The sequence below is a fragment of the Dokdonella sp. genome, assembly GCF_019634815.1.
In the GTDB taxonomy this organism is placed as follows: domain Bacteria; phylum Pseudomonadota; class Gammaproteobacteria; order Xanthomonadales; family Rhodanobacteraceae; genus Dokdonella_A.
This window is the reverse complement of record NZ_JAHCAP010000007.1, coordinates 62,321-77,660: the sequence shown is the minus strand read 5'-3', so window position 1 is coordinate 77,660 and position 15,340 is coordinate 62,321. Positions and strand designations below refer to the sequence as shown.

The 15,340-nt window shown below is 65.3% G+C and carries 10 protein-coding genes; 3 read left to right on the top strand and 7 right to left on the bottom strand.

All coding sequences use genetic code 11. The annotated features are described in order from the left end of the window. Positions 1–41: 41 nt before the first annotated feature. The 5 genes from KF759_RS05540 to KF759_RS05520 all read right to left on the bottom strand — a co-directional run bounded on the left by KF759_RS05540 (position 42) and on the right by KF759_RS05520 (position 8,092). Positions 42–1,040 carry a YhdH/YhfP family quinone oxidoreductase gene (locus tag KF759_RS05540; RefSeq protein WP_291223415.1) on the bottom strand — a complete coding sequence of 333 codons (999 nt, stop codon included), beginning with the start codon at positions 1,038–1,040 and terminating at the stop codon, positions 42–44. 52 nt (positions 1,041–1,092) lie between these two features. Beyond that, the gene (lpdA, locus tag KF759_RS05535; protein WP_291223414.1) at positions 1,093–2,520 is read right to left on the bottom strand and encodes a dihydrolipoyl dehydrogenase; all 1,428 of its coding nucleotides are present in this window, start codon (positions 2,518–2,520) and stop codon (positions 1,093–1,095) included. 138 nt (positions 2,521–2,658) lie between these two features. Beyond that, positions 2,659–3,867, bottom strand: a complete 1,209-nt coding sequence (gene odhB / locus KF759_RS05530) for a 2-oxoglutarate dehydrogenase complex dihydrolipoyllysine-residue succinyltransferase (RefSeq protein ID WP_291223413.1) — start codon at positions 3,865–3,867, stop codon at positions 2,659–2,661. Between the two features lie 145 nt (positions 3,868–4,012). Then, on the bottom strand, positions 4,013–6,988 hold the full coding sequence (locus KF759_RS05525; protein WP_291223412.1) for a 2-oxoglutarate dehydrogenase E1 component: 2,976 nt from the start codon (positions 6,986–6,988) through the stop codon (positions 4,013–4,015). Positions 6,989–7,135: 147 nt separating this feature from the next. Continuing rightward, positions 7,136–8,092 carry a GNAT family N-acetyltransferase gene (locus KF759_RS05520; RefSeq protein WP_291223411.1) on the bottom strand — a complete coding sequence of 319 codons (957 nt, stop codon included), beginning with the start codon at positions 8,090–8,092 and terminating at the stop codon, positions 7,136–7,138. 155 nt (positions 8,093–8,247) lie between these two features. On the opposite strand from KF759_RS05520, the gene KF759_RS05515 reads away from it, so the two are divergent. Further along, on the top strand, positions 8,248–9,591 hold the full coding sequence (locus KF759_RS05515) for a hypothetical protein (protein WP_291223410.1): 1,344 nt from the start codon (positions 8,248–8,250) through the stop codon (positions 9,589–9,591). Between the two features lie 33 nt (positions 9,592–9,624). Here KF759_RS05515 and purB read toward each other — a convergent pair whose 3' ends face one another. Together purB and KF759_RS05505 are read right to left on the bottom strand one after the other, a co-directional pair. Next, positions 9,625–10,989 carry an adenylosuccinate lyase gene (gene purB, locus KF759_RS05510; protein WP_291223409.1) on the bottom strand — a complete coding sequence of 455 codons (1,365 nt, stop codon included), beginning with the start codon at positions 10,987–10,989 and terminating at the stop codon, positions 9,625–9,627. Next, positions 10,986–12,302, bottom strand: coding sequence for a hemolysin family protein (locus KF759_RS05505; RefSeq protein WP_291223408.1), 1,317 nt, complete (start codon positions 12,300–12,302; stop codon positions 10,986–10,988). The genes purB and KF759_RS05505 overlap by 4 nt, the downstream gene beginning before the upstream one ends. A gap of 121 nt (positions 12,303–12,423) precedes the next feature. Here KF759_RS05505 and KF759_RS05500 point away from each other — a divergent pair, with 121 nt between their 5' ends. Both KF759_RS05500 and KF759_RS05495 read left to right on the top strand, forming a co-directional pair. Then, positions 12,424–13,818 (top strand): class II fumarate hydratase, encoded by a 1,395-nt coding sequence (locus tag KF759_RS05500; protein WP_291223407.1) that lies wholly within the window; start codon positions 12,424–12,426, stop codon positions 13,816–13,818. 252 nt (positions 13,819–14,070) lie between these two features. Further along, a complete protein-coding gene (locus KF759_RS05495; protein WP_291223406.1) occupies positions 14,071–15,282 on the top strand; it encodes a hypothetical protein in 1,212 nt (403 codons plus the stop codon). Positions 15,283–15,340 lie beyond the last annotated feature (58 nt).

The window sequence follows — 15,340 nt, the reverse complement described above, 5'->3', positions numbered from 1 at the left end:
GGGTCATTCTAGGCCCGGTTTCGCGTTCGCGCCAAGTGCGCTCAATCGATCCGGACCAGCGCGCGGCCGTGGGCTCCGCCGGCAAGCTGAGCGGCAAAGGTTTCGGCCAGTTCCGCAAGGCCGATTTCGCGATTTGCAATGGTTTGCAAATGCGCAGGCTTCCACGGCCCGGCGAGCTGCTGCCAGATTTCATCGCGCAGCACGCGCGCCGTGCCGGCGGATGCGACGCCGAGCAGGGACAAGCCACGAATGATGAACGGCATCACCGTGGTTGCCAGTTCGATGCTTGCCGCATTGCCGCAGGTGGCGATGTTGCCGTAGGGCTTGATCACGCGGCTGAGGCCGGCAAGGGTATCGCCGCCGACGTTGTCGATCGCGCCGGCCCAGCGCGCGGTTTCGAGCGGGCGCTGGCCCCAGTGCAGACCCTCACGGGCGATGCACTGCTTGGCGCCCAGCCCGATCAGATAGTCGAACAGATCGACCTTGCCGGTGATCGCGTGCGCCTCGAAGCCGGCGCGACTGAGAATGTCGATCGCCAACGAGCCGACACCGCCGGTCGCGCCCGTGACGACGATCGGGCCCATCGCCGGCGTTTGCCCGTTGCGGATCATCTGCGTGAGGGCGAGCGCTGCGGTGAAGCCCGCGGTGCCGATCTGCATCGACTCGCGCAGCGTGAGGCCCGGTGGCAGCGGGATCGCCCATTGCGATTCGAGTCGCGCGTACTGCGCGTAGCCGCCGTCGCGCGTTTCCGACAGGCCGCAGCCGGTGCACAGCACCTCGTCGCCTTCCTTGAACGCCGGGTCACTCGATGCCGCCACGTAACCGGCGAGGTCGATGCCGCCATTGAGCGGAAACCGGCGCAGGATCTTGCCCTTGCCGGTGCCGGCCAGCGCATCCTTGTAGTTGACCGAGGAGAACGCGACCTTGACCAGCACCTCGCCGGGGGTGAGGTCATCGGCACGCATCTCCTCGATGCCGGCGCGATATCCGGCGGCGTCATTGTGGATGCGGTAGGCGGAAAACGTGCTGCTGCCATTCATCGTAGTGTGCTCGCTGTCCTGCGCGTCACGCTGGCGCCCGATCTTCGGATGTTCAGTTGCCTTTGTGAATCGCGCGCTTGTCGACCGAGAGCGCTGCTTCATGCACCGCTTCGGAAAGCGTCGGGTGGGCGTGCACGATGCGCGCGAGATCCTCCGACGAGCCCTTGAACTCCATCGCCACCACGCATTCGGCGACCAACTCGGAGACATTCGCGCCGACCAGATGCACGCCGAGGATACGGTCGGTTTCGGCGTGCGCGATCATCTTGACGAAGCCGGCGGGTTCGTTCATCGCCACCGCGCGGCCGATTGCCGCAAACGGGAAGCTGCCGGTCTTGTAGGGGATATTGTCGGCCTTGCATTGCGCTTCGGTCTTGCCGACCCAGGCGATTTCGGGTTCGGTGTAGATCACCCACGGAATCGTGTCCATGTTGATGTGACCGGCCTTGCCCGCGATGAGTTCGGCAACCATCACGCCTTCTTCCGAACCCTTGTGCGCGAGCATCGGGCCGCGCACGCAGTCACCCACGGCCCAGACGCCTTCGGCGCCGGTCCAGCAGTGTTCATCGACGACGATGCGGCCGCGCTCGTCGGTGTTGACGCCGGTACCGTCGGCGAGCACGCCTTGCGTGTACGCGCGGCGACCCACCGCCACCAGCAGCTTGTCGACGACGAGCTGCTTGTCGCCGTCCTTTGCCGCATACGTCAGATGGACTTCGTTGCCCTTGATCTCGGCCTTCGACAGCTTGGCGCCGAGTTCGATCTTGAGACCCTGCTTGGCGAATTCGCGTGCTGCGATCTTGGCGACTTCCGCGTCGGCGGCAGAGAGGAAATCGGGCAGTGCCTCGATGATCGTCACATCACTGCCCAACCGCTTCCAAACGCTGCCCAGTTCCAGACCGATCACGCCCGCGCCGATCACGCCAAGGCGCTTGGGAACGCCTGCGAGGTCGAGCGCTCCGGCATTGTCGATGATGTGCTTGCCGTCGAACTTCGCGAACGGCAATTCGATCGGCACCGAACCGGTGGCGATGATGACATTGCTCGCGGCCAGCACCTGCTTGCTGCCATCGGCAGCGCTGACTTCGACCTGACGATTGGGCAGCAGGCGACCCTTGCCGAAGAACGCGCTCACCTTGTTCTGCTTGAACAGCGCGGCGATGCCGCCGGTGAACTGCTTGACGATCTTGTCCTTGCGACCAACCATCGTGCCAACGTCGATCGCCGCGTCCTTGGCGCTGATGCCGTGCACCCCGAAGCTGTGCGTGAGGTTGTGGAACTGGCGCGAAGAATCGAGCAAGGCCTTGGACGGGATGCAGCCGACGTTGAGGCAGGTGCCACCGAGTGCGGCCTTGCCGTCCTTGCCGGCAAACATGTCGACGCAGGCCGTCTTGAGGCCGAGCTGGGCGGCGCGAATTGCGGCCACATAACCGGCGGGGCCGGCACCGATGACGACGACGTCGAAGTTCTGCTCGCTCATGTGCTTTCTCGATTCTTCCCGCTCCCGTCGGGAGAGGGTGCCCCAAGGGGCGGGTGAGGGTACGGACGGAGCGAGACGTTGCGGGAGTACCGAACCCTCACCCCAACCCGTCTCCCGGCGGGAGACGGGCAAAAGCAATCACATTCCCAGCAGCATCCGGGTCGGATTCTCGAGCTGGTTCTTGATGTCGACCAGGAACAGCACCGCGTCCTTGCCGTCGATGATGCGGTGGTCATAGCTGATCGCCACGTACATCATCGGCGCGGCGACGACCTGGCCATTCTCGACCACGGCGCGTTCCTTGATCGTGTGCATGCCCAGGATCGCGCTCTGCGGCGGGTTGACGATCGGCGTGGAGAACAGCGATCCGAAGGTGCCGCCGTTGGTGATGGTGAAGGTGCCGCCCTGCAGGTCATCGAGCGTGAGGCCGCCCTTGCGCGCACGTTGGGCGAAATCGGCGATTGCCTTCTCGATTTGCGCGAAGCCCATGTCTTGCGCGTCGCGCAATACCGGCGTGACCAGGCCCTTGTCGGTCGACACCGCGACCGAGATGTCCTGATAGCCGTGATAGATCACGTCGTTGCCGTCGACCGAGGCATTGACGATCGGATGGCGCTTGAGCGCCTCGCAGGCCGCCTTGACGAAGAAGCTCATGTAGCCGAGCTTGATGCCATTGGCCTTTTCGAACTGTTCGCCCAGTTCCTTGCGCATCGCCGCGACCTTGGCGAGGTTGATCTCGTTGAACGAGGTCAGCATCGCGATCGAATTCTTCGACTGCATCAGGCGTTCGGCGATCTTGGCGCGCATGCGCGTCATCGGGACGCGCTCCTCGGGACGCGCGCCCGGCGTCGGCTTGACGGCTGTGGCTGGCGCTGCCGCGGCGGGTGAGCCGGTGCGCATGAAGTTGACGAGGTCTTCCTTGGTCACGCGGCCATCGCGGCCGGTTGCGGCCACCTGCGCCGGATCGATGTTGTTTTCGGCGACGATGCGCTGACCGGCCGGTGACAGATCCCCCGGCTTCGCAGCGGTTGCCGGCGAAGGCGCGGCTGTGGGCGCAGCGCTCGCTGCACCAGCCGGTGCCTTGGGGGCAGCGGGAGCGGCCGCGACGGCACCTTCCTCGAGGATCGCCAGCACCTGCTGGCTGGTCACGGTCGCGCCGGTGGCGAACTTGATCTCCTTGAGCACGCCGTCGGCCGGTGCGGGAACTTCGAGCACCACCTTGTCGGTTTCGAGATCTACAAGGTTCTCATCACGCTTGACCGCCTCGCCCGGCTGCTTGTGCCAGCTGGCGATGGTTGCATCGGAGACCGACTCGGGAAGAACGGGAACCTTGACTTCAATCGACATGACCTGGATGTCCTTGGGCTTCTGGAGCGCCGCCCCGGCGAGGGGAGGCATTGGGCTGCAAAACGGCAATTGTAGGTCGAAGTGGCGCTTGCGCGCCGCTTCGGGCTTGGCGAGCGTCCCCTGATGCGGAACGCTCGCGCTCACGTCATTCGGCGGCGTTGTCCGTCCCGACCGGTCCAACCAGCGCCTTCTCGACCAGGGCTGTCTGTTCGGCCACGTGGGTCGACAGGTGACCACAGGCCGGCGCGGGCGAGCGCCCGCGGCCAGCGTAACCAAGTGTGGTCGAAGCGGGCGCGACCGCCTGCAGATGGTGACGAATCTGGTACCACGCACCCTGATTCATCGGCTCTTCCTGGCACCAGATCACGTCCTTGAGCGCGGGGTACTTGCGCAATTGCGCGCTGACTTCCTCGCGCGGGAACGGATAGAGCTGTTCGACGCGGATGATCGCGACGTTGTCGACGCCGCGCTTGGCGGCTTCTTCGACGAGGTCATAGTAGACCTTGCCCGAACACAGCACGGCGCGTGCCACCTTCTTGCCACCCTTGGCGGTGCTGTCGGCGATCATGCACTGGAAGCGCCCGCTGGCCAGTTCATCGAGCGAGGACACTGCGAGCTTGTGGCGCAGCAGTGACTTGGGCGTGAGCACGATCAGCGGCTTGCGGCAGTCGCGTCGCATCTGCCGGCGCAGCAGATGGAACATCTGCGCGGGTGTGGTCGGCACGCACACCTGCATGTTGTCGAGCGCGCACAGTTGCAGGTAACGCTCCAGGCGCGCCGATGAATGCTCGGGGCCCTGGCCTTCGTAGCCGTGCGGCAGCAGCAGCACGAGGCCGGACAGCCGATCCCACTTGGCCTCGCCCGAGGAGATGAACTGATCAACGACGACCTGCGCGCCATTGGCGAAGTCACCGAACTGGGCCTCCCAGAGCACCAGCGTGTTGGCATCGGCGGTGGAGTAGCCGTATTCGTAGGCCATCACCGCTTCTTCGCTGAGCAGCGAGTCGACGATGGTGACGCTCGCGCCGTCGCGCACGCGCGCCAACGGCAGATACTCGCCGCCGCTGCCCTGATCGTGCAGCACGGCATGGCGATGGAAGAAGGTGCCGCGCCCGCTGTCCTGTCCGACCAGACGCAGGTCGTGTCCATCGGCAATCAGCGAGGCATAGGCGAGGTTCTCGGCCGCGCCCCAATCGAGCGGATGCGTGCCAGCGGCCATTTCCACGCGGCTTTCATAGATCTTGGCCACGCGAGGATGCAGGGTCAGACCTTGTGGCAGCTCGAGGATTGCGTGGTTGAGTGCGGCGAGCTGATCCCTGGGCACGCCGGTATCGACCTGCTGGTCGAGGCGGGCGCCGATGTGCTGGCTCCAGTCGACTGCGTAGACGTCCTCGAAATCGGCATCGAGCTCCGGAATCGGCGTGCCGGCCTCGAGGCGCTTGCGATAGTCGTCGACCAGCTTCTGTGCATCGCCATCGGCGATCACGCCCGCGGCGACCAGACGCTGTGCGTAGATCTCGCGCGCGGTCGGGCGCTTGCGAATGATCTGGTACATCAGCGGCTGCGTTGCCGCCGGCTCATCGGCCTCGTTGTGGCCATGGCGGCGATAGCAGACGATGTCGATGACGACGTCACGCTTGAATTTCTGGCGGTAATCGAATGCCAGCCGCGCCACGAACAGCACCGCTTCGGGATCATCGCCGTTGACGTGGAATACCGGCGCATTGACCATCTTGGCGACATCGGTGCTGTAGAGCGTCGAGCGCGTGTCATGCGGGTTGGAGGTGGTGAAACCAACCTGGTTGTTGACCACCACGTGGATCGAGCCGCCGACCGCGAAACCGCGCGCCTGCGACATGTTGAGCAGTTCCATGTTGACGCCCTGGCCGGCAAAGGCCGAGTCGCCATGGATGAGGATCGGCACCACCTGGGCGCGATGTTCGTCCTTGCGTCGCACCTGTCGCGAGCGCACCGAGCCGCACACGACCGGGTTGACGATTTCCAGATGCGAGGGATTGAAGGCGAGCGCAAGATGCACGGTGCGACCCGGCGTCTTGACGTTGGCGGAGAAACCCATGTGGTATTTGACGTCGCCCGAATGGGCCGGGTCGTCGGGGTGGTCGAACTTGCCGTCGAACTCGGCGAAGAGTTTTTCCGGCGACTTGCCGAGCACGTTGACCAGCACGTTCAGGCGCCCGCGGTGGGCCATGCCGATCACCATGTCGCGCATGCCGTCGCTGCCGCCACGGCGCACGAATTCGTCGAGCAGCGGAATCAGGCTGTCGCCGCCTTCGAGCGAAAAGCGCTTCTGGCCGACGTACTTGGTGTGCAGGAAGCGCTCGAGGCCATCGGCCTGCACGAGCTTCTCGAGCACGCGCAGCTGGTCGGCCTTGCTCAGTCCGTAATTGCCGCCGGCACGTTCGAGTTGCTCGTGCACCCACTGCCGCTGCTCGACGTCGGAGATGTGCATGAACTCGGCGCCGATGCTGCCGGCATAGGTTGCCCGCAGGCGCTCGAGCAGGCCGCGCAAGGTCTGCCGGGCTGGGCCACCGAGTGAACCGGTATTGAACTCGCTGTCCATGTCGGCAGCGCCCAGGCCATGGAACTCGGGCTGCAGATCGGGCGCGCTCGGGCGTGGCAGCAGGCCGATCGCTTCGAGGTCGGAAGCGGGGAAGGCACGCTCGAGTTCGAGCGGATCCAGATGAGCGGCCAGGTGGCCACGCGAGCGGTAGGCGGTGACGAGCTTGAGTACGGCGGCCTGCTTGTGTGCCTTGCCCGGGTCGGCCACTGCCGCGACGGCGGCCTGGCTTGCGCGCGGCTGGCGCTGTGCGGCTTCGATGCGCGCGATTGCAGCCAGATGGGAGACATCACGCCCATTGCGTGCACCCTGCAATTGGGTGAAATAGCTGCGCCAGCCGGGATCGACCGCATTCGGGTCGGTCAGCCAGGCCTCGTAGAGTTCGTCGATGTAGGACGCATTGCCGCCGCCGATCGCGGAGCTGGCCTGGAATCGTTCGAACAGGTTCTGGGGTGTCGGATTTGCGCTCACGCTGGCTGCCTTCTTGCACGGGGAAGAGCGCGCTGCGGTGCGCGCCGCGAACCGATGGGCGCCGTTGCGCAAGACGCAACCGGCACGACTCGGGATTATAGCCGCTCAGCCGGGTTTTTGTTGCGCTTGCACAATCACTTGCCGCCCTGGATCCGGATCAAAGGCGGTCAATTTGCCGGCGTCCTTCGGTACAGGTTTGCGTCGCGCGTGAATGGCGATTCAGATACCGAGCACGCGCAGGTCGGCGCAGGGCTCGGCGCGCTCCCACAGCTCGTCGAAGCCGGCGAGCAGTTGCCGGTGCCGACCCGGCGCACAGGTGTTGCCTTCGCCATCCATGCGGCTGGCGAGTGGGCGCAGCAGGAAGCCGCCACGATCGTTGAGCAGGATCGCGCTCGGCTCCCCCAGATCGCGCTCCTCGGTGGGCACGCGTACCGCGATCGCGCTCGGCAACTGCTGCGCGAGGCGCAGCAGGGCATGACCTTCGCTGATCGCCATGCGCGGTTCTTGCACGAGGATGCGGATGCGTGCACGGCGCCCCGACAGCGCCACGCGTTTGAATGCGTCGATCACCGCGCCGTCATCGAGCAGGCCGGAATCGAGGTCGCGCGTCTGCACCACGAGTTCGTAGCGCGCATCGGCGAGGATGGCCAGGGTCGCGGCCAAGGCCTCCTCGAGGTTGCTGCTCTGGAGGGTCTTCACCGCGGGCCGCGCCTCGGGCGCACGCGGTGGCGGCGGCGTGAAGGCGGCGATCGTCAGTCGCATGCGCCGGTGGGCAATGCCGCATTCGTCGAATTCGGGTCCTTCGGCCACGAAGCCAGCCTGCGCATAGAACGCAAGCGCGTGGGTCTGGGCGTGGAGTTCGACCTCGGGCCAACTGCGCGCGCGCGCCTGTTCGACCAAGGTGCGCAGCAGGGCTGCGCCGACACCCTTGCCGCGCCATGCTTCAAGCACGGCCATGCGCCCGATCGCGCGCGTGGTGGTGAGGCGTGCCGTGCCGATCGCGCGGCCGTCGCCGTCGCGGGCGATCACGTGGATCGCGTCGGCGTCGAGCGCATCGCCTTCCTCGTCCGCCGGCACATGCTGCTCGACCACGAAAACCTGCTCGCGCACCGCGCGCAGGGCATCGCCATCGGCATCCCAGTTCGCCAGTTCGATGTGGAATCCGTCCTCGCCCATGTCGGCCTCCCGCGTCAGGCGATCAGTGTGACACGACTCGTCGCTAGCGACATCCGCGGACGTTGTGGAGGAGTGATTGCGTGACGCGGTTCCGAGCGTGGCCGCAGGCAATCATCGATACTGGACGCTGCCCTGCCTGCTGCGGAGAACGCCCAATGCTGCGCCGCCTGCCGATTGTGCTGTCTGTCGTCCTGGTGTCTTGCCTGCCCGGACTTGCCCTTGCTGCGACCTGGCAGGTCGGTCCGACCCGTAGTTATGCGACGCCCACGGCGTTGTTCAATGCGGTTAGCCTGCAGCCGGGTGATGTGGTCGAAGTCGATGGCAATGCCACCTATCCGAGCTTCAGTGTGCCGCAGGACGCCGGCGGCACCGCCGCCAATCCGCTGTTGATCCGTGGTATTCGCGTCGGCGGCCAGCGCCCACATATCGCCGGCGGCACCAATACCGTGCAGTTCGAGTTGTCCGACCACGTGGTGCTGGAAGGCTTCGAGATCACTGGCGGCAGTTCGCGCTGCGTGTTCGTGCATGCCCACGACATCACGGTGCGCGATTCGGTGATCCATGCCTGCCCCAATCACGGCATCCTCAGCTCCGATCTGGATTCGGGTTCCTTCACGCTGGAATACAGCGAGGTCTTCGATGCTGGCAGCGCGACCACCCGGCATGCGCTCTACATCCAGAGCGACGAGGTTGCCCATCCAGGCTCGGTGTTTCGCATGCAGCACAACTACATTCACGACAGCAACGGCGGCAACCTGCTCAAGAGCCGGCACGAGCGCAGCGAGGTTTACTACAACTGGTTCGAGGGCGCGGCCTATCACGAGCTCGAGCTGATCGGTCCCGACGAGGAAACGCAGGATCCGCTCTGGACGCCCGATCTGGTGCGTGAGGATGCCGACGTGGTCGGCAACGTGATCGTGCACAGCAACCCGGCATTCAATGCGGTGATTCGTGTCGGCGGCGACGGCTCGGGCGAAAGCCGCGGACGCGCGCGTTTCGTCAACAACACGATCCTCGTCACTTCGGGGCAGGACGTCACTGTATTCCGCATCTTCGACGGCATCCAGGCGGTCGAGGCCCACAACAACGTGCTGTATGCGAGCGCCGGCGGCACCCTGCGCGTGGAGCGCACGGTCGAGGCGAGCTGGATCAATGGCCGTCAGGTCGGCGGCAGCAACAACTGGGTGCAGTCGGGCGCGACCTATCTGCCCGCGGAGTGGAGCGGGACGATCCAGGGCAGCGATCCGGGCTTTGCCAATATTGCCGCGTTCGACCTCACGCCGAGCGCAGCCAGCGCCCTGGTCGATGCCGGTGATCCGGCGCCGCAGCCGATTCCGGGATACGCCGTGCCCAGCACGCTGTTTCCACCGCTCTGGCAGCCCGTGCGTGGACAGCTTGCGCCGGGCGCCGCAACATCGCGCGCGGCTTCGGGCACGATCGACATCGGCGCGATCGAGCGAGCGGGCGATCTGATTTTCGCCAATGGCTTCGAATCCTGATTCGCACCGAAGGGCCGCGCGCCCGTTGCCCGTTCAGATGGCCCGTGCCAGCGCCTGCGCCAGACCCGTATAGCCCGTTGGTGTCAGCGCGAGCAGGCGCTGTTTCGCATCCGCCGGCAGATCGAGTTTGGCGACGAAGTCACGCAGCGCCTCGCGCGTGATGCCCTGGCCGCGGGTGAGCGCCTTGAGCTGCTCGTAGGGCTCGGGCAGGCCGTGGCGGCGCATCACGGTCTGCACGGCTTCGGCGAGCACTTCCCAGCTCGCGTCGAGGTCGGCGGCGAGACGATCCGGATTCGCACTGAGCTTGCCCAGACCCCGCGCGAGCGCGTCGAGCGCGATCTGCGTGTGGCCGAACGCGGTGCCGAGCGCGCGCAGCACGGTCGAGTCGGTGAGGTCGCGTTGCCAGCGGCTGATCGGCAGCTTCGCGCTGAAATGTTCGAACAGCGCGTTGGCGATGCCGAAATTGCCTTCGGCGTTCTCGAAGTCGATCGGGTTGACCTTGTGCGGCATCGTCGAGGAGCCGACTTCGCCGACCTTGAGCGTCTGGCGGAAATAGCCGAGCGAAATGTAGCCCCAGACGTCGCGCGCGAAGTCGATCAGGATGGTGTTCGCGCGGCGTGTCGCGTCGCCGATCTCGGCGATGCAGTCGTGCGGTTCGATCTGCGTGGTGTACGGGTTCCACACGATGCCGAGCGATTCGACGAAGCGCTTGGCGAACGTGGGCCAGTCGACTTCGGGACAGGCGATGACGTGCGCGTTGTAGTTGCCGACCGCGCCGTTGATCTTGCCGGTGAGTTCGACGGCAGCGATCTGCTTGCGCTGGCGTTCGATGCGGGCGACGACATTGGCGAGTTCCTTGCCGAGCGTGGTCGGCGAGGCGGTCTGGCCGTGCGTGCGCGAGAGCATCGGCAGCGCGGCGTGTTCGTGGGCGAGTGCGCGCAGCTTCGCAATCACGCCGTCGAGTGCGGGCAGCAGCACCTGTTCGCGCGCATCGCGCAGCATGAGCGCGTAGGCGAGGTTGTTGATGTCTTCGGAGGTGCAGGCGAAGTGGATGAATTCCTTCGCCGCCGCCAGTTCGGCGTGGCAGGAGATCTTTTCCTTGATGAAATATTCCACCGCCTTGACGTCATGGTTGGTGGTCGCCTCGATTGCCTTGATGCGTTCGCCGTCGGCTTCGGAAAACTCATTGGCGATCGCCAGCAGGCTTGAGCGTGCTTGTGCCGACAGCGGTGCGACTTCGCCAATTCCCGCTTCATCGGCGAGCGCGGCGAGCCAGCGCACTTCGACGAGCACGCGGCGATGCATGAGGCCCAACTCGCTGAAAATCGGCCGCAGGGCGGCGGTTTTCCCGGCGTAGCGGCCATCCAGTGGCGACAATGCGGTGAGGCGCGTGCTCATGGTGAATCCTTGGTTTCGGCGTCGTGCGGATGCACGAGAATGGTCTGGATGCGCGGCCCGCGCATGGTTTGCACGGTGAGGTCGAAGCCGTCGAAGCCGAGCGTTTCGCCCTCGTCGGGCAGGCGTTCGAGGCGATCGGCGATGAGACCGCCGACCGAATTGATGTCGGCGGGCGCGGCGATGTCGCGTTCGAGCAGGCGTTCGAGCCGGTAGATCGGTGTGCCGCCGGCGAGCGTGAAATCACTACCGGCCTTGCGCGTTGCCGCAGCGCTGCGACCGCGAGCGTGTTCGTCCTCGATGTCGCCGACCACCAGCTCGAGCACGTCCTCGAGCGTGAAGAAGCCGGCCACGCGACCCGACTCCTCGACGCCAAGCGCAAGATGGGTGTCGCCGGCGCGGAAGCGCTTGAGCACGTCGAGCAAGGGCGCATTGAGCGGCAGCAGGATCGGTCGTCGCAGCCAGCGCGACGGATCACTGCCATCTTCGCCGCTGGCGATCGCGTGCAACAGGTCCTTCATGTGCAGCACGCCGCGCACTTCGCCGTCGGTGCCGAACCACGGATAGCGGCTGTAGCGGCTGCGGCCGAATTCGGCGAATACCGCCGCGCGATCCATGCCGTCGCGCAGGCTGGCGAGCTGGTCGCGGGTGCGCAGCACATCGCCGACCACGAGTTCGGGCAGATCGAGCGCGTGCTGCATCATTGCGTACTCCTCGCCGCTGCGACTGGCGCGCTTGGCGTGGACGATGAGCTTGAGCTCCTCGCGTGAATACTGGGTGTCCTCGCCCTGCGCGGCACTGGCAACGCCGAACAGGCGCAGCATCGCGTTGGCGCTGGCGTTGAGCAACCAGATTGCCGGATACATGGTCCAGTAGAAGACATACAACGGCGTCGCCGTCCACAGCGACAGCGGTGCAGGCTTGCGGATCGCCAACGTCTTGGGCGCCAGCTCACCCAGCACGATATGCAGAAACGAGATCAGCGTGAACGCGACCGCAAGCGCGATCATCTGGGTGGTTTCGGGCCCAATGCCGAGTTTCAGGCACAGCGGCGTGATCAGGTGCGCAAAGGCAGGCTCGCCGATCCAGCCCAGTGCCAGCGAGGCCAGCGTGATGCCGAGCTGGCACGCCGAAAGATAGACGTCCAGATGCCTGTGCACGCGATCGAGCACGCGGCCGCGCCAGCCATGTCGCGCGGCGAGCGCGGCAACCTGAGTGTGGCGCAGTTTGACCAGAGCGAATTCAGCCGCGACGAAGAAGCCGTTGATCAGGACCAGCAGCAGCGCCGCGACGACGTAGGCGAAATTGGAGAGCATTGCCGCGAGGGCAGTGGCAGGAACGGGCGATTCTAGCATTCACCCGCCGCGATCCCCGGGGGGCTGCGGGAAAACCGCTATAATTCCGCTCTTTCCTTTTCTGCCAGAGCGAACGCAAGTCATGAGCCAGTTCCGAACCGAACGCGACAGCATGGGTGAACTCAAGGTTCCCGCCGAGGCGCTGTATGGCGCGCAGACCCAACGTGCGGTCGACAACTTTCCGATCTCCGGATTGGCCATGCCGCGACAGTTCATCCGTGCGCTCGGGCTGATCAAATCGGCGGCGGCGCAGGCCAACGCGGATCTCGGCCATCTCGCTCAGGACAAGGCCAAGGCGATCCGGGCGCAGGCCGAGCGCGTGGCCAAGGGCGAATTCGATGCGCATTTCCCGATCGACGTGTTCCAGACCGGGTCGGGTACCTCCAGCAACATGAACGCCAACGAGGTGATCGCGCACCTGTGCGCGGCTGCGGGTACTCCGGTGCATCCCAACGACGATGTCAACAATGGCCAGTCGTCCAATGACGTGATCCCGACTGCGATCCAGCTCAGCGCCACGCTGACCGCGAGCGAGCAACTGCTGCCGGCGCTGGCGCACCTGCGCCAGGTGATCGACGCACGCGCAGCCGAGTTGGAGAACGTGGCCAAGACCGGGCGCACGCATCTGATGGATGCGATGCCGGTGACCTTCGGTCAGGAATTGGGCTGCTGGTCGGTGCAGTTGCGCTCGAACATCGCGCGGATCGAGTCAGCACTTTCGCGCACGCGCCACTTGCCGCAGGGCGGTACCGCCGTGGGCACCGGCATCAATGCCGATGCGCAGCTGGGTCCGCGTGTCTGCGCCGAGCTCTCCAGGCTCACCGGCGTGCGGTTCGATTCGGCCGACAACTATTTCGAAGGCATCAGCTCGCAGGATGCGGCGGTCGAACTGTCGGGCCAACTCAAGACGCTCGCGGTCACGTTGACCAAGATCGCCAACGACCTGCGCTGGATGAACTCCGGCCCGCTCGCCGGGCTTGGTGAAATCGAATTGCCGGCCCTGCAACCGGGCAGCTCGATCATGCCGGGCAAGGTCAATCCGGTGATCCCCGAGGCGATGGCGATGGTCTGCGCGCAGGTGATCGGCAATGACGCCACCATCACGATCGCGGGACAGAGCGGCAATTTCCAGCTCAACGTGATGCTGCCGGTGATCGCTCTCAACCTGTTGCAGTCGATCGAGCTGCTCGCCAATGCTTCGCGCCTGCTGGCCGACAAGGCGATCGCGGGATTCAAGGTGCGCGAGGACAAGATCCGGCAGGCGCTCGACAAGAATCCGATCCTGGTCACCGCACTCAATGCCGTGATCGGCTACGACAAGGGCGCCGCAACCGCCAAGCAGGCCTACAAGGAAGGCCGGCCGATTCTCGATGTGGCGCTGGAAACCACCGGTTTGCCGCGTGAAGAATTGCAAAAATTGCTCGACCCGACGGCGCTGACCAAGGGGGGAACCCATGGGGGTTCGGCCGGTGGCTGAACGAAACCGCAACATGTGATCTATGGCATATGCACGGGCGCGCTCGATCCGGATAATCGGCGCCCTCGCGGCGGCGCGCGGGTCCAACGGGGGCTGCGCACAAGCCTGCTTCTTCTGCGCCCGATTGGCGCATCAAAAAGGCGTGCCCTGACGCCTTCACGCAGCTGCGATCCATCGGGTCGCGCATTTCGTCGCGCCGGTCGACTTGACTGAAGGCGGCGCCTGAAAGCTCAACACAAGGTTGCAATCGTCATGCTAAAAAAATCCTTCCTTGCCCTCGCCCTGGTCGCATCGGCTGCGTTTGCCCAGGAAAGCGCCGACATCAGCGGAGCGAGTTTCCAGAGCGGCAGCGCCGACGCCACATTGTCCAAGCTTGGCCGCGAGGCTGCCGCTTCGGGCGCCCGTCTGATCATTACCGCGCCGCATGAATGGCACGCCAGGATCGCGGCAAAGGTTCGTGCGGGTGGCAAGGCCAACGTCGTGATGCGCGATGGCTTCTACGAAAACGTGCTGGTGCGCATCGAGGACAAGAATGCAGCCAAGGCAGCCGCGGAGCCTTCGGCTGCCGAGCGCGCGCGCATCGAAGCGCAGCGCAGCCGCGCCGAGGTCGAAAAAGCCAAGGCCGAAGCCGAAGCTGCCAAGGCTGAAGCGGAAGCCGCCAAGGCTGAAGCCGAAGCCGCCAAGGCGGCAGCGGAAAAGGCCAGCGCGGAAGCCGATGCGGCCAAGGTGCAAGCCGAGGCCGAAGCCGCCAAGGCGCGTCTTGAGGCCGAGCGCGTCGCCGCCGAGAAAGCGCGCCTGGAGCGTGAGCTTGCCGCGGCTGCGACCGCGCCTGCGGCCAATGGCAATGGTCGCGCAGGGGTGAGGGCAGCGGCGGGGCAGGCGACCGGAGCGGGCGCGCTGACGGGTGAGGCTGCAGTGCGCGAGCGCATGGAAAAATCGCTCAACGATGGACGCGCGGCTTCGGGCAACTTGGCTGTCAACAAGCTGCGTTCCGGCGACACGCTGTATGTCGATGATGGCGTGATTGCGGTGGTTCGGCGCGATGCAGGCAAACCGCTGCTTTTTTGGCTCGAGGGTGACCTCGACCTGCGTCGCAGCGAGCTCAAGGAGACCGCGACCAACCGCTACCAGGTGCTGGGTTTGATCCAGGGCGAAGGAACCCTGCGGCGCGAATTCGCAACCGAGAAGCGCGTCGAGGCGAAGCTGCCGTCGGCGACCTCGACTGCGCGCAAGTCGCTCGAAATGAGCGTCAATGGCGGCAATGCGATCAACGACAGCATGTCGATCAAGGATCTGCGCAATGGCGATGTGCTCAATGTCGACGGCGATGCAATCGTGGTCTCCCGCCGCGATGGCATCATCTTCACGCGCTACTGGCTGGACGGATCGATCGATCTGAACCAGAAAGGCATCCTGCGCGAAGCTGCCAATCGTTATCGCATCATCAGTGATTCGATCCACTGAGGGATGCCGTTGCCGCGTGGCGGCGGGCTATCCTGCCCAATGCGAAAAAAAGGGCCGC

Excerpts from the sequence above, each read along its gene's own strand:
- KF759_RS05540 (WP_291223415.1), bottom strand. The coding sequence starts at position 1,040 with ATGAATGGCAGCAGCACGTTTTCCGCCTACCGCATCCACAATGACGCC.
- odhB (WP_291223413.1), bottom strand. The coding sequence starts at position 3,867 with ATGTCGATTGAAGTCAAGGTTCCCGTTCTTCCCGAGTCGGTCTCCGAT.
- KF759_RS05520 (WP_291223411.1), bottom strand. The coding sequence starts at position 8,092 with ATGGGCGAGGACGGATTCCACATCGAACTGGCGAACTGGGATGCCGAT.
- KF759_RS05515 (WP_291223410.1), top strand. The coding sequence starts at position 8,248 with ATGCTGCGCCGCCTGCCGATTGTGCTGTCTGTCGTCCTGGTGTCTTGC.
- purB (WP_291223409.1), bottom strand. The coding sequence starts at position 10,989 with ATGAGCACGCGCCTCACCGCATTGTCGCCACTGGATGGCCGCTACGCC.
- KF759_RS05505 (WP_291223408.1), bottom strand. The coding sequence starts at position 12,302 with ATGCTCTCCAATTTCGCCTACGTCGTCGCGGCGCTGCTGCTGGTCCTG.
- KF759_RS05500 (WP_291223407.1), top strand. The coding sequence starts at position 12,424 with ATGAGCCAGTTCCGAACCGAACGCGACAGCATGGGTGAACTCAAGGTT.
- KF759_RS05495 (WP_291223406.1), top strand. The coding sequence starts at position 14,071 with ATGCTAAAAAAATCCTTCCTTGCCCTCGCCCTGGTCGCATCGGCTGCG.
- lpdA (WP_291223414.1), bottom strand. The coding sequence starts at position 2,520 with ATGAGCGAGCAGAACTTCGACGTCGTCGTCATCGGTGCCGGCCCCGCC.